This window comes from Mycobacterium sp. GA-1841 (assembly GCF_001954135.1).
Classification (GTDB): domain Bacteria; phylum Actinomycetota; class Actinomycetes; order Mycobacteriales; family Mycobacteriaceae; genus Mycobacterium.
This window is the reverse complement of the sequence record NZ_MBEQ01000073.1, coordinates 35,990-57,333: the sequence shown is the minus strand read 5'-3', so window position 1 is coordinate 57,333 and position 21,344 is coordinate 35,990. Positions and strand designations below refer to the sequence as shown.

Sequence of the window (21,344 nt, the reverse complement as noted above, 5' to 3'; positions counted from 1 at the left end):
ATGAGCAACGAGATCTCCCTGTCTGATGTCCAGGAGTTCATCTCCGGCTTCTGGTTCCACTACGACCAGGGTCACTTCGAGGAAGTGGGCACCCGCCTCGCCGACGAGATGGAGTACCTGAGCCGCTCGGATTCCGGGGCCTGCCCGTTCGAGCACCTACTGGCCGCCGAACTGCACGGTAAGGCAGAGACATTGGCCTGGCTCATCGACCACCGCAACGAGAATCCGTACCCGTGCCGTCACCACGCCACCAACGTGTTCCGTACCGGTGTCGACGGTGAGGTCACCAACGTCCGCTTCTACCTGTTCGTCAACCAGATCACCAACAACGTTCCGTTCGCGGTGTCCAGCGGTGTCGTCGACGCCGGAATCCGGCGCGCAGCCGACGGTCTCGTCTTCACCTCGCTGAACGTCATCCTCGACGCCGAGGACTCGATCCCGCTCGCCGAGCACACCGCCAAAGCCGCGGCCGGCACCGCGTCCGCGTGAACGCCGAAAAGACTTTCGGCGGCGGGATCGCCGTCATCACGGGTGCCGGTGCCGGGATCGGCGCCGGCCTCGCCCGGCATGCCGCCCGGCTGGGTATGACGGTGGTGCTCGTCGACATCAACGCCGACGCCCTCGCCGACCTGCGTGACGAGATCCGCGCCGCAGGCGGGTCGGCGACCGACGTGGTGTGCGATGTGCGAGACGCCGACGCGGTGCAAGCCCTGGCCGACGACGTCTATCGCGACCTCGGCCCGGTCCGGCTGTTGGTGAACAACGCCGGGATCGAGCAGTTCGGCTACCTGTGGGACACCCCGGTCGCCAATTGGCAACGCGTCGTCGACATCAACATCAGCGGAGTGTTCCACGGCGTCAAGGCGTTTCTGCCCAAGATGTTGGCCACCGATGCCCCGGCCTGGGTATGGAATCTGTCCTCGATCGGCGGGGTCGCAGTGGTCCCACTGCAGGCGCCCTACATCATGAGCAAGCATGCCGTGCTCGCCCTGACCGAATGCCTTCATCTGGAAGTGCAGTCCGCCGGTCATGACCACCACGTACACGTGCAGGCGGTACTGCCGGGTGCGGTGGTGTCCAACATCTTCGAATCGGCCGGAGGAGTCGACTCCGGGGACGCCGGTGCGGCCGAAGGACAACGCGCCGCGATGCTCGACATCAAGGCCGAGGCGATGGATCCACTGGCCGCGGCCGAGGTGGTGTTCGAGCAGGCCGCTGACGGCCGGTTCTATCTGCTGACCCAGCCCGACTACGTCGGGTCGGCGATGGCCGAACGGGCCCGCGTATTGACCAAACAAGAGGCTCCCCGGTTGCGGAGCGAGCGCCGTTTCGACCCGGCACAGAACTGACATGAGCTATCCACCACTGGATCCCGATGCCGCCGCCCGAGTTGCCTCGTTCGGCGACATCGCCCCCATGCGCGCCCGCGGCCTGACCGTTGTACGCGGTGGCCTCGAATCCGCGCCCCTTCCGGACATGCCCGCCATGGCCGCCGTCGAAGACCTCGACGCCTCCGGGCCGGCCGGCCCGATTCCGGTCCGGTTGTATCGCCCCACCGCCGAGACCGGCTTGCCGGTATTGGTGTATCTGCACGGCGGCGGGCTGGTGATGGGGTCCAATCGTTCGTTCGAACCGCTGGCCCGCGAACTCGCGTATTCCAGCGGCGCTGCGGTGGCGGCGATCGACTACCGGCTCGCACCGGAATCACCGCCACCGGCGCAATTCGACGACGCCTATGCGGCCACCGAATGGCTCGCCGCCCATGCCGACCAGTTGCACCTCGACTCACGCCGGCTGGCGGTCGTCGGGGACAGTGCGGGCGGATCACTGGCTGCTGCAGTGGCTTTGGCGGCCCGCGATCACGCCGGCCCACGTATCTGCGCGCAGGTGCTGCTGTATCCCGGCCTCGATCGCGACATGGGGGCAGACTCCATCACCTCCATGCCCGACGCCCCGCTGCTGCGCCATGAAGACATCGTCTACATGCACGAGTTGGTCGACCGCGGTGGCGCCCCTCGGGACCCGTACCAGGTCCCGGCCTACGCCACCGACCTCAGCGGCCTGCCGGCGGCCATCGTCGTCACCGGGGAGTGCGACCCGATCCGGGACTGGGGTGAACGCTATGCCGGCCGGTTGCGTGACGCCGGTGTCCAGACCACGCTCACCCGCTATCCCGGGATGTACCACGGCTTTCTGATGCGTTCGGATACCACCGCACGCGGACGCCTGGCGATCGCCGAGATCGGTGCCCTGTTGCGGGCGAAGTTCGCGTATCCACTGGGGCACAACGAGTCTCCCGATCACCGGACGGCGTCCGCCTCGTCGCAGCGAGCGGTCCCCACAATCGAGAATGACACCACCGAAGGAGATCACCATGCTGACCGATGAGCAGCGTCTCGAACTGTCCGACGTCCTGCGTCCCGCTGCCCCGCCGCGCGAGATCACCGACGTCTACACCGACGACCAGAAGCAGCGGCTCCTCGACGTCGCCCATACCCAGGGCCCCTGGAAGCTCATCATCGCCCAGCACTTCGCGTCGGCCGACGAGTTGATGGCCACCTTGAGTGGCGCGTTCCCCGAAGGCTTTACGCCCTCGCTGGACCTGTTCCTCACCCCGACCTTCCGCGGCTACCTGGCCAACTATGGCACCGTGCTGTATCCCGAGCTCCACGACTGCTTCTACAACGCCGGATTCCTGGAGCAGGCCAAGAGCTACTGGAACGCCGAGTACGCCAAGCCGGAGATGATGCTGTTCAACATCAACGGCCCGTGCGCCAACCGCGACCCCGGGCACCTGGACTCCCCCAGCTTCCGCGGCGTCCGCCACGAGAACGCCCCCACCTGGTTGTGCAGCGTGATGGGCAAGTCGGGGTTGTTCACCGACTACCTGATCAAGATGGCTCAGGTGATCACCTGGTTCTCCCTGGACGCGGGCTCCGGCTTCACCTACTGGCCCGATGGTCCGCTCAAGCCGCCCGCGCGGGTACTGCCCCCCATCAACAACCGCGGCGTCGTCGTGCAGAACGAGATGATGATGCACCGCGGTGAGGCGAACGGTCCCCTGGATCAACAAGTTCCGGCCGGTTTGGCGTTCGACACCGTGTTCACCGGCGACCCCTCCGACCGCGACCAGTGGCTGCTGAAGAATGGGGACGACGTCATCGCTCGACACCACACCGACGAGTTGCGGTTCCTGGTGCACTGGTCGGCCGAGGTGTTCTCCGACTACGACGAACTCAAGAAGAACATGGACGGATCTGACGACATCACGATCGAGCAAGCGATCGGGATGATGGTGGACGATCTCACAGGCAAGGGCATCAAGCTGGACGTACCCGGCGAGCCGCTGCACGATCCGGAGTTCATCGGTGCCCTCAACGCCGCCTACGACCTCGGCGGCCCCAGCAGCTACCCGGACGAGGCTCCGATCTCCGCGTTCCAACTCGCCTGAACGAAGGAAATACCTGATGGATCGGTTCTCGGATCGTCGTGTCATCATCACCGGAGCCGGATCGGGTATCGGCGCCGCCACGGTGACCCGCCTGCTCGATGAAGGCGCCACGGTGGTGGCCTACGACATCTCCGCCGACGGCCTGGCGGCGACAGCGGCCGCCGCCGAAACTGCGGGCAGCGGCAAGAGACTCACGACGGCCGTCCTCGACATCTCCCGCGAAGACGACGTGATCGCCGCAGTGGATGCGGCCGTCACCGAGTTGGGTGGGCTGGAGGTGCTGGTCAATGTGGCTGCCATGCAGACGTGTTCGCACACCCACCAGACCACCCTCGAAGAGTGGAATCGCACCCTGGCGGTCAACCTGACCGGCACCTTCCTGATGACCCGTCAAGCACTCCCGGCATTGCTGAGCTCTGGGCGAGGTGTCGTGGTGAACTTCACCTCCACCGCCGCGACGTTCGCCCACCCCTACATGGCGGCGTACGCGGCGAGCAAGGGTGGCATCCTCAGCTTCACACACTCTCTGGCGCTGGAGTATTCGAAGCAGGGCCTGCGGGCAGTCAACATCCAACCCGGTGGGGTGTCGACAGCATTGGCCAACAGCACCCTGGACAAGATGCCCGAAGGATATGACCTCGGACTCTGGATGAAGCAGACCCCGTTGCTGCACGGCGCCGAGAGCGAAATCCTCGGCGATCCGAGCGCGGTCGCATCGGTCATCGCGATGGTCGCCTCCGACGACGGCTCATTCATCACCGGCACCGAGATCCGTGTCGACGGCGGTGCGCACGCTTGAGTGACGAACGAGGTGCGGGCGTGGATTCAGATCGGCTGAAGATGTTGTGCGACGAGCGGGACATCGAGCGGGCGCTGAACCTGTTCGCCCGTGCCATGGACGATCGGGACTGGGCCACCATGGCCGAGATCCTGTCCGACGAGGCCGAGGGTGATTTCGGGACCGGACGGCTGCGGGGAACCGCGGCGATCATCGACATGATCCGCGGGTACCTCGACAGTTGTGGCCCAACTCAGCATCTGCTGGGCAACATCGTGATCGACGTGACCGGCGATACCGCGACCAGCCGGGCCTACATCCGTGACGTGCACCTGAATTCGGCCGGCGACCCGTCGATGCGCTTCTACACGCTGGGTGACTACCACGACACCTGGCGTCGGAACGACGACGGCAAGTGGCGGATCACCGAACGGATCAAAGCCAACCGCGCGTACGTGGGGCCGCTGGAAATCTTCGGTAGTTAGGCATGTTCTCAACCGTGAGTATCCCCGCGTTGACCGTCGCGACGACGCCCCTCAGCTCCCGTCGGCTGGCCCGACGCGACCGGATCATCCAGGCGGCGATGCGACTGGCCACTCAGGGCTACGACGCCTGCCAGATCCGTTCGGTCGCCTCCGCGGCGGGCGTGGCGGCCAGCACGGTGTACCAATACTTTCCGTCCAAGGACGATCTGCTGCTGGCGTGTTTCTACGAATGGCTGTGGGACTTCGAAACCGAGTTTCACGGCGGCACCAGCGATTCGGATCCGTTTCAGCGCCTGCTGCAGGTTGCCCTGACCCTCACCGAGAGGCTGTGCTCATCACCGCCATTCGCCGAGGCCCTGATCCGCCCGTACCTCTACGCCGACGGCACCGCCGCGACCCAAGCCGACCTTGTCCGCGGGCAGACGGTGCGGATCTTCGTCGAGTCCGTCGGAGGTGCCACCTCGACGCCGCGAGAAATCGGCGCCGCCGAAGTGCTCTCCGACGTCTGGATGACCAACATCGCGGCGTTTACTCAGCAGCGCATCGCTTTCGACGAACTGTCACACCGGCTGGACCGCACGGTTCGCCTACTGAAGGGGTGAGGACTTTCAGCGTGCCTCGTCGACTACCGGAAGCGCCCCGGAACGTACCGCGTCGGCGATGGAGCCGCTGAGGGCCCAGCAAGCCAGGAACAGGCCTCGAGTGCCCGGACCGATCAATTGCGCTGCGGTGCACCGCTCCTCACAACGATTCAGAGCGGTGCCAGTCCACTGCACGCTGGTCTGATTCCAGCTGCTCTTCCGCACCTGCACGCCCGCCCCGCAGCGCCGGCACTCGACCGGCACCATCGGTGCGTCGGCGAGCCGATTGTCGGGGCGAATCGCCATCGTCATCCCACCGGTCCGGCGGAGGCACGTGCGGCCAGGTTGGCTTCCACTTCCTTCATCCACGCCTCATACGGCCGCGTCGTGTCCAACTCGAACTCGAAGCGGTCCACCATGTCCGGTGTCACGTCGGCCGCATCTACGTAAAACTGCTCGTACCAGCGCCGCAACTGATACACCGGGCCGTCCTCCTCGACCAGGAGCGGATTGTCGATCCGGGTCTTGTTGCGCCAGATCTCGACGTCCTGTTCGAATCCCATCTTGACGAAGTCACCGAGCGCGATCGCCGTCTGCATGGCCAGTTCCTCCGGCATCGCGGCGTTCTTCTCCACCACGATCCCGTACTGCAGGACAAAGGAATTCGCATCGATGGGATAGTGGCAGTTGATCAGCACGGTACGCTGGTCGAACTCCTGGTAGTGGTAGGTCAGATCATCGATCATGAACGAGGGCCCGTGGTAGGAAGCCAGCGACGACGTACCGATCAGCTTTGATCCTTCGGGATCGCCGATGTCCGGCCGGCCGGCGCTCTTCATGTACTGGGTTGCGACGTGGCCTTCGAAGATGTTCTTGAAATGCGTGGGCAACGAACCGTGGATGTAGAAGAAGTGCGCCATGTCGACGACGTTGTCGATGATTTCGCGGCAGTTGGTGTTGACCACCGTGGTGTACCAATGCCAATCGGTCCAGGCCTCGCTGGTGGCGCCTTCGATGCGCGGAATGGTGACGTCCGCCGGTGGCGCCTTGCGCTCCGGGTCATTCCAGACGAACAGCATGCCGTCCTGCTGCAGTGTCGGCCACGCCGCGGTGCGGGCCAGGCGCGGAGTGCGCTTGCTGTAGGGCACCATCTTGCACCGGCCGTCCCCGCCCCAGCGCCAATCGTGGAACGGGCAGGCGATCTCGTTGCCCTTCACGGTCCCCTGGGACAAGTCACCACCCATGTGCCGGCAGTACCCGTCGAGCACGTTGATCGCGCCGTCCTCTTCCCGGAACACCACCAGCTTCTGCCCGAAGGCATTGATCTGATGTGGGTCTCCATCGGCGAAGTCACGGATCAGGCCCAGGCAGTGCCAACCGCGGGCAAACCGGGTTGGTACCGAACCGGCCTCGATCAACCGAATTTCGTCACCGTCTGTGTGCGTCGTCATGGCTCACATTGAACTGCGGTAACGGGCATGCAGAAAGGTCAGTTGTCCACTCATCAGGACAGTGGATTCACCGATGGCCGGTCACCGCTCTAACGTCGGGTCGTGACCGCCACCAGCCACCAGACCATCCCTGCCGGCCTGACCGTCGCCGCCACCGAAGTCGACCTGCTCGTCGTCGGGTCGGGCACCGGTCTCGCCGCCGCCCTGGCCGCTCACGAGCAGGGATTGTCCGTCCTCGTCATCGAGAAGTCCTCGTACGTCGGCGGTTCGACCGCACGTTCGGGTGGTGCGCTCTGGCTGCCGGCCAGCCCGGTGATCGAGGAATGCGGCGGCGCCGATCCCGCACCGAGGGCCCGCACGTATCTGGAATCACTCGTCGGGGATACCGCGCCCCGGGAGCGTTCGGCCGCCTACCTCGACAGCCTGCCCGCGACGGTTGAGATGCTGCGCCGTACCACACCGATGAAGCTGTTCTGGGCCAAGGAGTACTCCGACTACCACCCGGAAGCACCTGGCGGATCGGCAGCGGGACGCACGTGTGAATGCCGCCCGCTCGACACCGCGATCCTCGGTGAGTACCTGTCCGACCTGCGGCCCGGGGTGATGGAGGCCAACATCCCGATGCCGACCACCGGTGCCGACTACCGCTGGCTGAACCTGATGAGCCGGGTGCCGCGCAAGGGACTGGCTACCGTCATCAAGCGGCTGGCACAGGGTGTGGGCGGCCTGGCGCTGGGCCGGCGGTACGCCGCCGGCGGACAGGCCCTGGCCGCCGGTTTGTTCGCCGGGGCGATTCGCGCCGGAATCCCGATCTGGCTCGACACGTCACTGACCGAACTGGTCACCGAGGGCGATCGGGTCACCGGGGCCGTTGTCGAGCACGGCGGCGACAGTTTCACCGTCACCGCCCGCCGCGGCGTCGTGCTCGCGGCCGGCGGCTTCGATCACCACATGGACATGCGCTGGAAGTTCCAATCCGAGTCCCTCGGGCGCAATCTCAGCCTCGGCGCGGAATCCAACACCGGCGATGCCATCCGTATCGGCCAGGAAGTCGGCGCGGACATCGCATTGATGGATCAGTCGTGGTGGTTCCCTGCGGTCGCGCCGCTACCGGACGCCGCCCCGGCGGTGATGTTGGCCGAGCGATCACTGCCGGGATCATTCATCGTCGACCAGTCCGGTCGCCGGTTCGCCAACGAGTCGGCCGACTACATGAGCTTCGGTCAACGCGTCATGCGCCTGGAAGCGGCCGGCACGCCGGTGGAGAGCATGTGGATCGTCTTTGACCAGCAGTACCGCAACAGCTATCTCTTTGCCGCCGAACTGTTTCCGCGTATGCCGATCCCGCAGAAGTGGTATGACGCCGGAATTGCCGTCCGCGCGGACAGTTTCACCGAGTTGGCGGACAAGATGCAGGTGCCTGCCGACGAGTTGTCCGCGACGGTGACCCGCTTCAACGAAAACGCGTACGCCGGAGAGGATCCCGACTTCGAGCGGGGCCGCAGCGCCTATGACCGCTACTACGGCGACCCGACGATCACGCCCAACCCGAACCTGCGTCCGTTGGTCAAAGGCCCGTTCTACGCGGTCAAGATGGTGCTCAGCGATCTCGGGACCTGCGGTGGCCTCCGTGCTGACGACAAGGCCCGCGTGCTGCGCGAGGACGGCACGGTGATCGCCGGCCTGTACGCGATCGGCAACACCGCCGCCAACGCCTTCGGCAACCGATACCCGGGTGCGGGCGCGACGATCGCGCAAGGACTGGTCTACGGCTACATCGCCGCGCTCGACGCCGCCGCGAAGTAGCCGGCGAAAGACGGATGAACGGGGGCTATTCGACGTCTTCGGCGTCGAATTTCCTCTCGATCTCGTACCAATACGACGCATCCGGCCACGGAACCTTCGCGCCCTCAGCCACTTTCGGGAATGTGGCCTCGGCGTCGTCGAGGTCCTTGATCAGCTGCAACGTGAGTTCCCGCTCGGACGCGTAGTAGCGAGCCGCCCAATCCAAGGCAACCTTGGCATACGCCCAGGATGCATCGGCGCCGGCCCACTTTGCTTCCTTGGCCGCATCGCGTTGCATCTCGTCGACGTAGGCGATGTGCTCCTGCAGCATCTTCTTGAGCGCAACCGGGTCGCTGAGATGCCCCAACGTGACGCGGAGTATCGCCGGATGCTTCAGCGTCGGGGGTTCGACCGGAGCTTCCCGCGCCCAGCGGGTGACAGCCTCCAGGCCGGCTTCGGTGATCTTGTACAGACGACGATTGCGCGTACCGGTGCCATCGACTCGCGAGGTCAGATAGCCCAGCTTTTCCAGTTTCTTCAGCTCGGAGTAGATCTGGCTGTAAGCCGGGCTGCCGTAGTAGAACCGCATGCTCCAGTCGATCCATTTGCGGATGTCGTAACCGGACAGCTCGGTCTCATACGACAGCAGCCCGAGCAACGCCCAGCTCGTCGCGGCAAGCGCTGGCTTGGCTGTCGGCTCGGGGTTCCCCACTGCTCAAGGGTAACAACCGAGGTCACAGGGTCGCCTCGGACCAACCACTGGCCGGGAGGCGCCGTTGCACCCGGTAGCCGGCTCGACGAACCTGGTCAGAGAACCACTCAGAGACGGAGACCGATGGGACTCGACGACCCCGGAACCGATGTGCCCGAGGCGCTTTACGCCGCCCTGACTGCCTCTGTTCGTCGTCTCGTCGACGTGACCATCCGCAGCCGCGTCGACCGCGACGGCATCGTGTCCGCCACGGCAAAGATCGATGCGGTCGCCGACGAACTCAGCCGGTCGCTGATCCCAGGCTCCTTCGGTATCCCACAAACCCCTGATGGCCGCTCGCTCACCTGGGGAAATGCGGTCATCGGTGTGCGCAACGCCCTGGCTCCCCCATTGGTGGTCCACCACGAATCCGACGGCCGAGTCTGGGCCGAGCTCACCCTCGGCGCCGTCTACGAGGGGCCGGCCGGCCATGTCCACGGTGGAATCTGCGCGCTTCTTCTCGATCACATTCTCGGTGCCACCGCGCACAAGCCCGGGCAGCCCGCCGTGACCGGAACGCTTACGCTCCGCTACGAAGCCGGCACCCGACTCGGCCCGCTTCGCGCCGAGGCACACATCGACCGTGTCGAGGGGGTGAAGACCTTCGCCGTCGGGCACCTCGCCACCCCCGACGGCATCACGGTTCGGGCCGAGGGTGTGTTCTTTCATCCGCGGGTGGCTGCGCCCTAATATCGCGGAGGTGACCACGCCCGGCGGGCTGCAACGTCGTCTCGGCACAACCGATGCCGTCGTGATCGGCCTTGGATCAATGGTGGGCGCAGGCATTTTCGCCGCCCTGGCCCCAGCCGCAAGCGCGGCCGGCAGCGGGCTGCTCATCGGTCTCGCCGTGGCCGCGGTGGTGGCGTACTGCAACGCGACCTCCTCGGCTCGGCTGGCCGCCCGCTATCCGCAGTCCGGCGGAACGTATGTGTACGGACGGGAACGGCTCGGTGAGTTCTGGGGTTACACGGCCGGCTGGAGTTTCATCGTCGGGAAGACCGCATCGTGTGCGGCCATGGCGTTGACGGTCGGACTGTATGTCTGGCCGTCGGCGGCGCATGCGGTGGCGGTCGCGGCGGTGGTGGCACTGACAGCGGTGAACTATGCCGGAATCCAGAAGTCCGCGCTTCTCACCCGCATCATCGTGGCCTGCGTGCTGGCGGTCCTGGCCGCGGTCGTGGTGATCATCACCGGTTCCGGTGCGGCCGATTCGGCCCGTTTGGCACTCGGTGACGATGTCAGCGCAGCCGGCGTCCTACAGGCCGCGGGGCTGTTGTTCTTCGCGTTCGCCGGCTACGCCCGGATCGCGACGTTGGGCGAAGAAGTCCGGGACCCGGCGCGCACGATTCCCAGGGCGATCCCGATCGCGTTGGGAATCGCCCTGGTGCTCTATGCGGTGGTGGCCGTGGCTGCGCTCTCGGTGCTCGGCGGGGCCGGGTTGGCCACGGCGTCGGCGCCGTTGGCCGATGCGGTGGCCGCGGCCGGTTTGTCGCAGTGGCAGCCGGTGGTGCGGGCCGGGGCGGCGATCGCAGCCCTGGGCTCGCTGCTGGCCTTGATCCTCGGGGTATCGCGCACCACCCTGGCGATGGCCCGCGACCATCACCTGCCGCACCGGCTGGCCGCCGTGCACCCCCGGTTCAACGTGCCCCACCGGGCCGAGGTGTCGGTGGGCGTCGTGGTGGCGATTTTGGCCGCGACCGTGGATCTTCGTGGCGCGATCGGGTTTTCGTCGTTCGCGGTGCTGGTGTATTACGCGATCGCCAATGCGTCGGCGTGGACATTGGAGCCACTCGTCCGTCGACGCATCACCCCGGCGGTGGGCCTGGCCGGCTGCGTACTGCTGGCCTTCGCCCTCCCTCTCGGTTCGGCGCTCACCGGCCTGGCCGTGGTGACGGCCGGTGTGGTGATCTATGGACTTCGCCGCCGCCAGCCCGGCGATAAACGGCCTCAGAAATGAGCTGGCCGCCGTCCACGTGCGCGGCAGCCGCTCATGGTGTGTAGTCACTAATCGTGATTCCGCTGAGTTGGAAATACGTCGAAACCCGCACCGACGACGATTTCGTCGTCGCCCCCGGGGAACGCCTCGACTGGGCCAGCACGATCGGTATCGGTGCCCAGCACGTGGTGGCCATGTTCGGCGCCACGTTCCTGGTCCCGGTGCTCACCGGCTTCCCGCCGGCCACCACTCTGCTGTTCTCCGGCATCGGCACCATTCTGTTCTTGCTCATCACCGGCAACCGGTTGCCGAGTTACCTCGGATCGAGCTTCGCGGTGATCGCCCCGGTACTCGCCGCGGGAGCCGCCCACGGCACGGGCAGCGCTCTGGGCGGCCTGATCATGATCGGACTCCTGTTGATCCTGATCGGCGCGGTGGTCCACCTGGTCGGCACCCGCTGGATCGACCTGGCCCTGCCCCCGGTCGTCACGGGAGCGATCGTGGCATTGATCGGTTTCAACCTGGCCCCGGCCGCCAAGGACAATTTCGAGAAGGGCCCACTGGTCGGCCTGGTGACGCTGGTGCTGCTGGTCGTCACGCTGGCGTTCTTCAAAGGGTTGATCGGCCGACTGGCCATCTTCGGCGCGGTCCTCATCGGTTATCTGCTGGCACTGTTTCTCGGTGAGGTGGACACGTCGAAGATCACGGCCGCACCGTGGCTGGGCCTGCCCGAGTTCCAGACTCCGACGTTCAGCCTGGCGGTGTTGCCGCTGTTCCTGCCGGCCGTGATCGCCCTGATCGCCGAGAACATCGGTCACGTCAAGTCGGTGGGTCAGATGACCGACACCGACCTGGACCCGCTGATCGGCCGGGCGCTGGCCGCCGACGGCGTGGCCACCGTGCTGGCCGGCGCCGGCGGCGGGTCGGCCACCACCACCTACGCCGAGAACATCGGGGTGATGGCGGCAACCCGGGTCTACTCCACCGCCGCCTACTGGGTCGCCGCGATCGTGGCGATCGCATTGTCGTTGTGCCCCAAGGTCGGGGCCGCGATCTCGGCGATCCCGCCGGGTGTGCTGGGTGGCGCCACGATCGTGCTCTACGGACTGGTCGGCATCCTGGGCGTTCGGATCTGGCTGACCAATCACGTCGATTTCTCGAAGCCCGTCAACCAGATGACCGCGGCCATTCCGCTGATCATCGGGATCGCCGACTTCACCTGGCAGTTGGGGCCATTGACGTTCACCGGCATCGCGCTCGGCTCGATCGCCGCACTGCTGGTCTTCCACGGTATGCAGTCGTTGGAGTACCTCGGTGACCGTTTGCGACCTAGCGTCCCAGTGCGTTGACGACGCTGCCGAACACCGACGGGAGCGCCGCCGACACCGGGGTGATACCGGCCCGCACCGGACGAAAACCGCTCCCGTGCAACAGTGCTGCGGTCAACAGCCGGTAACGCCGGGTCAACGCGCGCCATTGCCGGTCGTAATCGTCGGGCCCGTCGGCACGCACACAGTTCACCAGGAGTTCGGCCGCCCCGAACGCCAGGCCCATCCCTTCCCCGGTGAGGGCGTCGATATACCCGGCCGCGTCGCCGACCAGCAGCACCCGGCCGGCACACCGGCTGCGCACCTTCTGCCGTAGCGGCCCGGCGGCCCGGTCGGGGCCGCGCTCGAGACCGCGAATCCGCTCGGCCAGCACCGGAAACGCCGCCAGATGCTCGTCGAAACCGCCACGCATCGAGGTCAGGATCGCCACCCCGACGCAACTCTCACCCACGGGTGTCACATACGCCTCGGCGTTCCGGCCCCAGTACACCTCGACGCAATCGGACCACGGCGCGGTCTGGACATGGCGCCTGATACCCCAGCGGCGGCGTCGGCCTTCGCCGGCGCTGAGGCCCAGGGAGCGGCGGATCGGTGAATGCAGACCGTCAGCCGCGGCCAGATAGCGGGCCCGAAAACCCGCAGCACTCACCGAGATCCCGTCCTGAGTCACCGGTCCCACCTCGCCGTGCACCACTTCGACGCCGGCCGATAGCGCCGCCTCCGACAACGCGGCGTGCAGCACGGTCCGGCGCACTCCCCGGCCGGCACCGTCACGGAACCTGGCCTCGGCGGTGTGTCGCCCGTCCAGGTAACGGATGCCGAAAAAGGCGCTGCAACTTCGTCCGTCGATCTCCACCCCGAGCTGCTGCAGCTGCCGCACCGAGTGCGGCATCAGCCCCTCGCCGCAGGCTTTGTCGATCGGTCCGCGACGACGCTCCACCACCACGACCTGCAGCCCGGCACGCGCCGCGTGCACTGCGGTGGCCAGCCCGGCCGGACCGCCTCCGGCAACGAGCAGATCGATCACGTCAGGCCTTGCAGCGCTTCGTTTTCCACCCGAATCCGGGTTCGCAGCAATGCCGCGTTAGCGATCGTGAACACCAGGGCGGTGATCCAGGCCCCGCCGGCCAACGGCAACGCGGCCCCCTCGGTGACCACCGCCACGTAGTTCGGATGTGGCAGCACCCGATACGGGCCGCCGGCCACGCGCTTCGCCCCCGGAACCACCACCACCCGGGTATTCCATTGTCTGCCGAGCGTGGTGATGCACCACCAGCGCAGGGCCTGGGCAGCGATCACCACCGCGAGCATCGTCCGACCGAGCACCGGCCGCGGCCGGCGATGACGCGCCTCCAGCACCGCGCCGGCCAGCAACCCGGTGTGCAGTGTCACCATCACCGGATAATGACCGGCGCCGAACTCGCGGCCGCCCTGGGACATACTCCACCGCAGATTGCGTTTGGACACCACCAGCTCGAGAATCCGCTCGGCGGCGACGACGGCGATCAACGCCAGAAAATTCTTGGCTTTCATCAGCGCCAACGCAACAGGACGAGTTCGGAGCAGAAGCCCGGTCCCATGGCCATCAGCACCCCCGGAGCGCCCGTTTCGGGGCGTTTACGGATGGTGTCGCGCAGCACGTGCAGCACCGACGACGAGGAAAGATTGCCGACGTCGGCCAGCGACTGCCAGGTCAAATCCAGCGCATCGTCAGGCAATCCGAGGGTATCGATGATCGCCTCGATCACCTTCGGCCCGCCTGGATGGCTCACCCAGGCGGCCACATCGCCAACCGACATGCCATGGGTATCAAGGAATCCGGTGACGTCATCACCGAGATAGCGGCCCACGAAACTCGGCACCTCGGCGCTGAGCACGATCTCGAAACCATCGCTGCCGATGTCCCAACCCATGGTGTCCAACGAATCCGGGTAGAGGTGGCTGCGCGAGTCCAGCACGTCGGGTCCGCACGGATCGAGTTGGCGGGCCCGTTGTTCGCCGACCGCGACGACGGCGGCGGCGCCGTCCCCGAACAGCGCACCGGCCACCAGGGTCGGTATGGCCGGATTGTGTTTGCGGGTCAGCGAACACAGTTCCACCGACACCAGGACGGCCACCTTGTCGGGCGCGCCGCGCAGGTAGTCGTTGAGCCGGGCGATGCCGGCGGCCCCGGCCACGCAGCCCAACCCGAAGATCGGTATCCGGCGCACGTCCGGGCGCAGACCGAGCCGGCCGGCGATCCGCGCGTCCAGGGATGGCACGGCGGCACCGGTGACGGTGGTGGTCACGATGAGGTCGACGTCCTCGGGGCGCAGGCCCGCTTCGTCCAGCGCCCCGGACAATGCGGCACAACCCAATTCGGTGGCATGCTCGATGAACAGCCGGTTCGTTTCGCCGAAGTCATCGAGATCGGCATATCGCTCGACTGGCAGAACCAGATATCTGCTGTTGACTTTCGCGCTCTTGTGCAGCGCCCGCACCATGTCCTCGACCTCGGGATAGCCGGGAAGATCCAGCAGGGCTCGGGTGACTTCATCCTGGGTGTACCGATGCGGCGGCAGTACGGCGTGGACACCGGCAATGGTGCTGTGGCTGGCCATTCTGGCGACGTTAATTCCCATATCTCAACAACGGGGACCTACCTCGGATAGTTCATCGGGTCACGCCGGCGCGAGGAAGTCGCGGAAATGGCCGGGCGGCTTCAAATTCAGCAACTTTCGGCGGTCGAGGGCGAGATCGGCGTAAGTCAGCGCCCTGATCTGCTCGGTGGAGCAGTGCAACCGCGACTCCGGAACGCCGCGGCGCACCACCCCGAGTCCGAAATCGCAGTTCAGCACGGCAACCCGCAGATCCGCCCGGGTACTGCGGAGATGAACAATCGCCTTCCACACGTCACCGCTCCACCCGCGCAACGCCGACCACAACGGGGTCTTTTTGAAGAATTCGTCGTATGAGGCTGCAGGACAGGCAATCGAGGGCGTCGCCGGGTTGCAGTCGTGCAAGATGAGTACTCCGCCGGGACGCAGGTACTGCAAAGTGTTCTCAACATCACGCACGGCTTGCTCGTAAGTGTGCAGACCGTCGATGAGCGCAACGTCGACGCCTCGCCTGTCGAGGAACGCCGTCTCGTTCGCGAAAAAGTCGTCACTGGTCATGTCGAAGAAGTGAGTGGCACGGGCCTGACGCTCGGCACGGCGGCGCGAGCGCGCCGACACCTGGAACGCCGGGTCGACCGCGATCTTCTCCGCCGCCGAGATCTGCCGAAATACGGACCCTCGACACACGCCGATCTCGAGATAGACCGGCTCCTCCCGACGGTCGAGCACCTGTTGGACTGCCTTGACCCGATTCATCCTGCCCTCCGGTTGCCAAACTCTTCGAGGAGATCGACCGTGCGAGTGACGCTGACGGCCGACGGAGTCATCTGGGCGGCCAACCGTTGGGCCGCGGCAGCATGATCCGGCGCCAGGATCCGTCGCAGATCCGCCACGAGCGTGGCCCGCGTGGACGATTTGAAGCTGCGAGTCGCGCCGACGTTCAACCGTTCGAGTTGTCGGCCCCAGAACGGCTGGTCGCCCGCCGTCCACAGGATCAGACCGGGGACACCGGCCCGCAGCCCAGCGGCGGTGGTGCCGGAACCGCCGTGGTGCACCACCGCGCGACACAACGGGAAGATCTTCTCGTAGCTCACCGCTCTCACCACCTTGACGTGGTCATCCGTCGGCACCTCGCCGTAATCGGTCCATCCCGAGCAGATCAACGCCCGCTCGCCCAACTCGGCGCAGGCCTGCCCGATCATTGCGACGGTGTCAGTCGGCGAGGGCACCGGCATCGACCCGAAGCCGAAGCAGATCGGTGGCGTCCCTGCCCCGATCCAGGAGGCAACCTCGTCGTCGGCGTTCGTCGGCTGGTGCATGGTCAACGCCCCGACGAACGGCCGGTGTTGACGCCACGCGGCCCATTCCGCGGCCAGCCCGGGAAAGCACACCTTGTCATAGGTCTGTATTTCCAGCGCTCCGCGCTCGGCGATGCGTCCCGCCGCGGGTTTACTCGCCTTCGGCAGGCCGAGCTCACGGCGCTGCTGTTCCTCGACTTCCCGATGCATGTGCCAGCCGAACCAGTCATAGGTCTTCATGGCCGAGCGGGCCATCAGCGCGGGCAGCACTCCGATGACCCGGCCGTTGGGCCGTACCGGGAAATAGTGCAGGGCGGCGAGCGGGATGTCGTAGTGCTCCGCGACATTGGCGGCGACATCCTGAAAAACCAGACCCGCGCACAATACATCGGCGCCGTCTGCCACCGCTGCCAGGGTTTTTCCCATATCGACCCAGTGCTGCAGTACCGGATCCCAAAGCTGGCGTAGTACTTTCACCGGACTTCGTCCGACCAGCAGACCACGCCATAATTCCGGTGAGGATTTGTCCAGCAGATCCGCGTCCCACATCTCCGACGCGTCCGGGCCGTAAGAGGTACTTGCCAATCCGACCGACGCGGCGAATCCGGTGAGGTTCGGCGGCAACGCTATCCAGACGTCGTGCCCTCGTCGCTGCAATTCGAGCCCGACGGCGACCAACGGTTCACAATCGCCACGAGTCCCGCTACATGCCAATGAAAATCTCATATCCCCCAACTCCTCAGACGCAAGGAGCTTTCGGACCCAATGTTAGGTCGTACGCGCGTTCAGACAAGGGTTTGCACCAACTTGATTGCACCCGCAATCACCCGGCGCATCACAAACGAAGCGAAAGACGTTGGCCCAACAGGGGTTTTCTCCGGCGCCCGACTATCGGGCAAATCGTTCAGACACGGGGGCCACAGAGCCGATTTCAACCACGATGTCGCTTGTCGCGGGCCGGCACCCCGTTGGGCCCCTCGATCGACGCGGCATAGGTGCCGACGGTGAACGCGATCGCCGGCCCCATGATGCCGAGGGCGCGCGCGTCGACGTTGTCGATGGTGTCCCGACCGGTGTGGTAGTTCGGGTCGAACGCCACACCGGCCCGGCCGCCCCACAACCGGGCCTGGACCTCGGTCTTACGCTGCGACGAGCCGGTGGTCACCCCACCCACCGGCACACCGGCCTGCAGGAACGGGTGATAGTCGGTGTTGGGACCGATCGGCATGTCGGCAGGGCGGATGCCGGCCAGGTTCAGATAGCCGGCCATGGTCCGCTCGATGGCGGCCGACCCCTCGGGCATCGGCTTGGGGTCCGTGGCCTGGCCGGACTGATCACCGTCGTAGGTGAAGAATCCGGCGTTGGGTGAACCGACCATGTCGAAGTTCAGGTACAGCGCGAGATCGTCGAGCTGGTCCAGCGGCAGCCCGCGCACATACTGCGTCGACCCGTCCAGCCCCAATTCCTCGGCACCCCAGAACGCGAACCGCACCGCATTGCGCGTGTTGGGCGAACTACCCAGCTGCAAAGCGGTTTCCAACAGGGCGGCCACCCCGGAACCGTTGTCGTTGATCCCCGCACCCCCGCCCACGCTGTCGAGATGGGCACCGGCCAGCACCACATCCGAGGTCGAACCGGTCTTGGTCTGCGCCGTGACATTACGGTGTTTGACCATCTCGGCCCGGCCGTCGAGGACCAGCCGCACCGGCGCACTGGTGCGGCGCAGCGCCGCGTCCGCGGTCTCGTCGATGATGCCGACCGGGACCGTGAGCTGACGGTAGTAGCCCGTGCTGAACAGCCCGCCCGGTGGGGGCTGCCCACCGGTGTCGACCACCAGCATCCCCACCGCCCCCTTGGCCAGCGCGGTGTTCTGTTTCACCACAACCGAACACCGGGTGTCGTCGACGACCGCGATGGCACCCGAGATGTTCAGCGTCCCGTAATCCTCGGCCGCACAACCGGACGACGTGGGCGGCCGCAGGGTCGGCGCGTTGACTCCCTCCGGGGAGGTGGTCACCAGCATCGAAGCCTGGTCCACCTGGTAGGTGCGGCCCGACACGGTCAACGCCGGATGGCCGCCACGCATCGTGCCCATCCGCTCGAACTCCGGCGTCTGGACATCAAACCCCTTGTCCCGCAACACCTGAGCCACATAGTCGACGCTGGCGTCGTAGCCCGGATTGCCGACCGCCCGATTGCCGTCATGGCTGTCGGCGATGTCCTGCAGTTTGCGCAGATGGACGAACATGTTGTCGACCGTGATCCGGCCGGCGAGTTCGTGCGGATCGAGCGCCGAGGCCGGCAGTGGGGCCGAGCAGGCGGCCGCGGCGGCCACGGCGGCCACGAGCACGACGGCAAGTCGACGTGCCGTCACTGCGCGGTGATCTGATGACGCGTGCGGTCCGAGCGGACCGGTATCCCGTTGCGGCCCCGCTGATCCTGGGCATAGAGCCCGACCGCGAAGGCGACTCCCTCGCCATGTATCCGCAGCGCGTCGGAATCCACGTGCTCAAGGGTGTCGGTGTTCTTGTGGTAGTTCGGATCGAACGGCTGGTCCACCTGCCCGCCCCACAATTTCGCTTCCTCACCGTTCATCTTGTCCTCGGCGCCGGAGAACAACCCACCGGCGGGGACCCCGGCCAGGGTGAACCCGTCATAGTCGGACCGGCCGTCGAAATTGGTGTCGCGCGGGGTCTTTCCGGCGTCTTCCAGATAGGCGGCCAGGGTGCGCTCGATACCTGCCGAGCCTTCGGGCACGCGGGGGCGACCCCGCTCGTCCGGCGGCGCGGACTGGTCACCGTCATAGGTGAAGTAACCCGGGTTGGGTGAACCGAGCATGTCGAAATTCAGGTAGAGCGCGATGTCCTTGAGCTCGTCGAGGTCCAGGGATTCGACATAGTTGGTCGATCCGAGCAGGCCCTCTTCCTCGGCTCCCCAGAACCCGAAGCGCACGGCGTTGGCCACATCCGGCGAATCACCCAGCTGCAAAGCGGTTTCCAGCACGGCGGCCACCCCGGAGCCGTTGTCGTTGATGCCCGGACCTTCGGGGACGCTGTCGAGATGCGCCCCCACCATCACCACATCGGCAGTCGATCCGGTCTTGGTCTGTGCCACGACATTGCGGGTGTGTTCGGTTCGCACACCGGCGACGAGCTTGATCGTGGTGGGCCCGGGTGCGTTGCGTAGCCGCGTCCCCTCGTCCTTGGTGACGCTGACCACCGGGATCTTGACCTCGGTGCTACGCCCCAGCGTGCCACCCATCTGTTCGTCGTTGTTGGTGTTGACGACGATCATCGCCACCGCGCCGCGCTGGGCGGCCGCGGCCTGCTTGTCGCCGAAGGCGCAGGCACCCCGGTCGACCAGCACCACTGCCCCGGCGACCGGCAGTCCGTCGTAATCGGAGGCTTCACAACCAGGGGTGTCCTCCACCTTCGCGGGCACCAGCGGCGCGGACACGCCTTCCTGCGGGGTGCCGATGGTGAACTCCAGCGGCTTGGCGGTCACCGGCTGACCACCGACGGTCACCGCAGGGTCCTCGGCAAACGGCAGACGCACCTCGAATTCGGGGGTGTCCACGTCGAACCCCTTATCCCGCAGGGTATTGGCGACATAGTCGACGCTGGCGTCATAGCCGGCCGTCCCGAGGGCGCGGTTGCCGTCGTGGGCGTTGGCAATGTCCTGCAGCTTGCGCAGATGCCCCATCATCGCGTCAGCCGTCACCCGATCACGCAACTGACCGGCGAACTGCACGGCCGCCGCGGAGGCGGATCCCGACGGCTGCTGCCCGTCGGTCTGCAGTTCGGTCTTTCCATCACAGCCGGCCAGCCCCACGGTCAGCGCCAGTGCGCCGAGAACCGCCCCCGTCGAAGTACGTCGCATTGCACCCACGGTAGCCGGTGCGGTGAACTGCCCGGCGGTTAAATCGGTTGCCTGCCGGTTTGCTGTGATGGCAAGGTGATTCCCGGCGCCGAGAGGGAAGCAGACCGAGCGGGGTACCGCAACGTTTCTGCGTGTTGCCGGCGGCGCCGTGGCACAGGTAAAGGGCCTGAGGTTCGAATCCTCTCTGCAACCCCGATGCCGTCGCCGGAATCGCGCAGTCAGCGGCTTTGTGGCCCGCACCCGCCGGTACGGGGGTGCGACGCCCCGCCAACGATTGCGTCCGGCGACGGTATTCCTTTGCTGCACAGGCACATAACCGGAAGGAGGACACGACATGGGCATCTTCACGTTCAACCGAATCACTGTTTCTGCAGGCCAGTGCGCGCTGGAGTACGTCGACGGCACGCTCGGTCGTGTCCTGCCGCCGGGACGTCACCGCATTGATGTGGCGGCCTCGGTGGTGCGTGTCGAGATGCGTGAGCAGGTACTGACGCTGGCCCCGCAGGAGGTGCTGACCTCCGACGCGGTGACGCTGCGGATCACCGTTGCGCTGCAGTTCAAGGTCACCGATGCGGTGGCCTACGTCGAGGCGGCGGCCGATCCGATGGCGGCGGTGTACCTCGCGGCGCAGATTGCGCTGCGTGACATCGTCGCCGGCCTGACCGCCGACGAGGTGCTGCAGCGCGGCAACCGCATCGATGCCGAGGTGATCGCCGCGGCGGCCCGGGCGGCCGGCGCCCGCGCAGGGATCGAGGTGATCGCGGTGTTCGTCAAGGACGTGATCGTCCCGGCCGAGATCCGGTCGGCGGCGATGCAGCTGGTGACGGCCAAGGCCATCGGTGCGGCGAAGCTGGAGGCGGCCCGCGCCGAGACCGCGGCCCTGCGCGCGCTGGCCAACGCGGGCAAGCTGCTGGATGCCCACCCGGCGCTGGCTCAGCTGCGGCTGATCCAGCAGGTGCCGTACGGGTCGAAGGTGGTGCTGGCGGTGGGTACGCCGGACGTGGCGTCTGACCCGGAGTGACTC

At 66.4% G+C, this 21,344-nt stretch carries 22 protein-coding genes; 12 read left to right on the top strand and 10 right to left on the bottom strand.

What is annotated here, in order from left to right; genetic code table 11:
• The 7 genes from A5740_RS18185 to A5740_RS18155 are packed head-to-tail and all read left to right on the top strand — an operon-like array spanning position 1 to position 5,316.
• Positions 1-489, top strand: a complete 489-nt coding sequence (locus A5740_RS18185) for a polyketide cyclase (RefSeq protein WP_076196227.1) — start codon at positions 1-3, stop codon at positions 487-489.
• Entirely contained in the window at positions 486-1,349 is an 864-nt protein-coding gene (locus A5740_RS18180) for an SDR family NAD(P)-dependent oxidoreductase (protein WP_076196225.1), read from the top strand. Before A5740_RS18185 ends, A5740_RS18180 begins: the two co-directional genes overlap by 4 nt.
• 1 nt (position 1,350) lies before the next feature.
• Positions 1,351-2,388, top strand: a complete 1,038-nt coding sequence (locus tag A5740_RS18175) for an alpha/beta hydrolase (protein WP_076196223.1) — start codon at positions 1,351-1,353, stop codon at positions 2,386-2,388.
• Positions 2,375-3,451, top strand: coding sequence for a hypothetical protein (locus tag A5740_RS18170; protein ID WP_076196221.1), 1,077 nt, complete (start codon positions 2,375-2,377; stop codon positions 3,449-3,451). Before A5740_RS18175 ends, A5740_RS18170 begins: the two co-directional genes overlap by 14 nt.
• A gap of 16 nt (positions 3,452-3,467) precedes the next feature.
• Positions 3,468-4,250, top strand: coding sequence for an SDR family NAD(P)-dependent oxidoreductase (locus tag A5740_RS18165; protein ID WP_076196219.1), 783 nt, complete (start codon positions 3,468-3,470; stop codon positions 4,248-4,250).
• A gap of 35 nt (positions 4,251-4,285) precedes the next feature.
• Positions 4,286-4,714, top strand: a complete 429-nt coding sequence (locus A5740_RS18160; RefSeq protein WP_076196292.1) for a nuclear transport factor 2 family protein — start codon at positions 4,286-4,288, stop codon at positions 4,712-4,714.
• A gap of 14 nt (positions 4,715-4,728) precedes the next feature.
• Positions 4,729-5,316: a TetR family transcriptional regulator gene (locus A5740_RS18155; RefSeq protein ID WP_175616284.1), complete on the top strand. Its 588-nt coding sequence runs from the start codon at positions 4,729-4,731 to the stop codon at positions 5,314-5,316.
• 6 nt (positions 5,317-5,322) lie between these two features.
• Here A5740_RS18155 and A5740_RS18150 read toward each other — a convergent pair whose 3' ends face one another.
• Entirely contained in the window at positions 5,323-5,601 is a 279-nt protein-coding gene (locus tag A5740_RS18150; RefSeq protein WP_076196288.1) for a ferredoxin, read from the bottom strand.
• Positions 5,602-5,603: 2 nt separating this feature from the next.
• Positions 5,604-6,746, bottom strand: coding sequence for a Rieske 2Fe-2S domain-containing protein (locus A5740_RS18145; RefSeq protein ID WP_076196217.1), 1,143 nt, complete (start codon positions 6,744-6,746; stop codon positions 5,604-5,606).
• Positions 6,747-6,848: 102 nt separating this feature from the next.
• Here A5740_RS18145 and A5740_RS18140 point away from each other — a divergent pair, with 102 nt between their 5' ends.
• Positions 6,849-8,552 carry a 3-ketosteroid-delta-1-dehydrogenase gene (locus A5740_RS18140; protein ID WP_076196215.1) on the top strand — a complete coding sequence of 568 codons (1,704 nt, stop codon included), beginning with the start codon at positions 6,849-6,851 and terminating at the stop codon, positions 8,550-8,552.
• Positions 8,553-8,577: 25 nt separating this feature from the next.
• Here A5740_RS18140 and A5740_RS18135 read toward each other — a convergent pair whose 3' ends face one another.
• Positions 8,578-9,243 (bottom strand): PadR family transcriptional regulator, encoded by a 666-nt coding sequence (locus A5740_RS18135; protein ID WP_076196213.1) that lies wholly within the window; start codon positions 9,241-9,243, stop codon positions 8,578-8,580.
• Positions 9,244-9,366: 123 nt separating this feature from the next.
• Between A5740_RS18135 and A5740_RS18130 the strand changes: the two genes are divergently transcribed.
• Genes A5740_RS18130 through A5740_RS18120 form a run of 3 tightly spaced genes read left to right on the top strand, consistent with a single transcriptional unit; the run spans position 9,367 to position 12,567 of the window.
• Positions 9,367-9,972 carry a PaaI family thioesterase gene (locus tag A5740_RS18130; RefSeq protein ID WP_076196211.1) on the top strand — a complete coding sequence of 202 codons (606 nt, stop codon included), beginning with the start codon at positions 9,367-9,369 and terminating at the stop codon, positions 9,970-9,972.
• 10 nt (positions 9,973-9,982) lie between these two features.
• Positions 9,983-11,239, top strand: coding sequence for an APC family permease (locus tag A5740_RS18125; RefSeq protein WP_076196209.1), 1,257 nt, complete (start codon positions 9,983-9,985; stop codon positions 11,237-11,239).
• A 53-nt stretch (positions 11,240-11,292) separates the two neighbouring features.
• Complete coding sequence (locus tag A5740_RS18120; protein WP_076196207.1) at positions 11,293-12,567, top strand: uracil-xanthine permease family protein; 1,275 nt, start codon at positions 11,293-11,295, stop codon at positions 12,565-12,567.
• On the opposite strand, the gene A5740_RS18115 is transcribed toward A5740_RS18120, so the two are convergent.
• The 7 genes from A5740_RS18115 to A5740_RS18085 all read right to left on the bottom strand — a co-directional run bounded on the left by A5740_RS18115 (position 12,548) and on the right by A5740_RS18085 (position 20,320).
• Positions 12,548-13,573: an NAD(P)/FAD-dependent oxidoreductase gene (locus A5740_RS18115; RefSeq protein WP_076196205.1), complete on the bottom strand. Its 1,026-nt coding sequence runs from the start codon at positions 13,571-13,573 to the stop codon at positions 12,548-12,550. The genes A5740_RS18120 and A5740_RS18115 overlap by 20 nt on opposite strands.
• Positions 13,570-14,079, bottom strand: a complete 510-nt coding sequence (locus A5740_RS18110; protein WP_076196203.1) for an isoprenylcysteine carboxyl methyltransferase family protein — start codon at positions 14,077-14,079, stop codon at positions 13,570-13,572. The genes A5740_RS18115 and A5740_RS18110 overlap by 4 nt, the downstream gene beginning before the upstream one ends.
• Complete coding sequence (locus A5740_RS18105; RefSeq protein ID WP_254849240.1) at positions 14,079-15,146, bottom strand: type III polyketide synthase; 1,068 nt, start codon at positions 15,144-15,146, stop codon at positions 14,079-14,081. Before A5740_RS18105 ends, A5740_RS18110 begins: the two co-directional genes overlap by 1 nt.
• A 60-nt stretch (positions 15,147-15,206) precedes the next feature.
• Positions 15,207-15,899, bottom strand: coding sequence for a class I SAM-dependent methyltransferase (locus A5740_RS18100; RefSeq protein ID WP_076196199.1), 693 nt, complete (start codon positions 15,897-15,899; stop codon positions 15,207-15,209).
• Positions 15,896-17,167, bottom strand: coding sequence for a glycosyltransferase (locus A5740_RS18095; RefSeq protein ID WP_076196197.1), 1,272 nt, complete (start codon positions 17,165-17,167; stop codon positions 15,896-15,898). The genes A5740_RS18100 and A5740_RS18095 overlap by 4 nt, the downstream gene beginning before the upstream one ends.
• Positions 17,168-17,372: 205 nt before the next feature.
• Positions 17,373-18,815 (bottom strand): M28 family peptidase, encoded by a 1,443-nt coding sequence (locus A5740_RS18090; protein ID WP_076196195.1) that lies wholly within the window; start codon positions 18,813-18,815, stop codon positions 17,373-17,375.
• The gene (locus A5740_RS18085; RefSeq protein ID WP_076196193.1) at positions 18,812-20,320 is read right to left on the bottom strand and encodes a M28 family metallopeptidase; all 1,509 of its coding nucleotides are present in this window, start codon (positions 20,318-20,320) and stop codon (positions 18,812-18,814) included. The genes A5740_RS18090 and A5740_RS18085 overlap by 4 nt, the downstream gene beginning before the upstream one ends.
• A 334-nt stretch (positions 20,321-20,654) precedes the next feature.
• On the opposite strand from A5740_RS18085, the gene A5740_RS18080 reads away from it, so the two are divergent.
• Positions 20,655-21,341 (top strand): slipin family protein, encoded by a 687-nt coding sequence (locus tag A5740_RS18080; RefSeq protein WP_076196192.1) that lies wholly within the window; start codon positions 20,655-20,657, stop codon positions 21,339-21,341.
• Positions 21,342-21,344 lie beyond the last annotated feature (3 nt).

What these genes read in the sequence shown, in the direction of transcription:
- A5740_RS18185 (WP_076196227.1), top strand. Translation starts at nt 1, where the DNA reads ATGAGCAACGAGATCTCCCTGTCTGATGTCCAGGAGTTCATCTCCGGC.
- A5740_RS18175 (WP_076196223.1), top strand. Translation starts at nt 1,351, where the DNA reads ATGAGCTATCCACCACTGGATCCCGATGCCGCCGCCCGAGTTGCCTCG.
- A5740_RS18170 (WP_076196221.1), top strand. Translation starts at nt 2,375, where the DNA reads ATGCTGACCGATGAGCAGCGTCTCGAACTGTCCGACGTCCTGCGTCCC.
- A5740_RS18165 (WP_076196219.1), top strand. Translation starts at nt 3,468, where the DNA reads ATGGATCGGTTCTCGGATCGTCGTGTCATCATCACCGGAGCCGGATCG.
- A5740_RS18150 (WP_076196288.1), bottom strand. Translation starts at nt 5,601, where the DNA reads ATGGCGATTCGCCCCGACAATCGGCTCGCCGACGCACCGATGGTGCCG.
- A5740_RS18145 (WP_076196217.1), bottom strand. Translation starts at nt 6,746, where the DNA reads ATGACGACGCACACAGACGGTGACGAAATTCGGTTGATCGAGGCCGGT.
- A5740_RS18130 (WP_076196211.1), top strand. Translation starts at nt 9,367, where the DNA reads ATGGGACTCGACGACCCCGGAACCGATGTGCCCGAGGCGCTTTACGCC.
- A5740_RS18110 (WP_076196203.1), bottom strand. Translation starts at nt 14,079, where the DNA reads ATGAAAGCCAAGAATTTTCTGGCGTTGATCGCCGTCGTCGCCGCCGAG.
- A5740_RS18105 (WP_254849240.1), bottom strand. Translation starts at nt 15,146, where the DNA reads ATGGCCAGCCACAGCACCATTGCCGGTGTCCACGCCGTACTGCCGCCG.
- A5740_RS18100 (WP_076196199.1), bottom strand. Translation starts at nt 15,899, where the DNA reads ATGAATCGGGTCAAGGCAGTCCAACAGGTGCTCGACCGTCGGGAGGAG.
- A5740_RS18095 (WP_076196197.1), bottom strand. Translation starts at nt 17,167, where the DNA reads ATGAGATTTTCATTGGCATGTAGCGGGACTCGTGGCGATTGTGAACCG.
- A5740_RS18085 (WP_076196193.1), bottom strand. Translation starts at nt 20,320, where the DNA reads ATGCGACGTACTTCGACGGGGGCGGTTCTCGGCGCACTGGCGCTGACC.
- A5740_RS18080 (WP_076196192.1), top strand. Translation starts at nt 20,655, where the DNA reads ATGGGCATCTTCACGTTCAACCGAATCACTGTTTCTGCAGGCCAGTGC.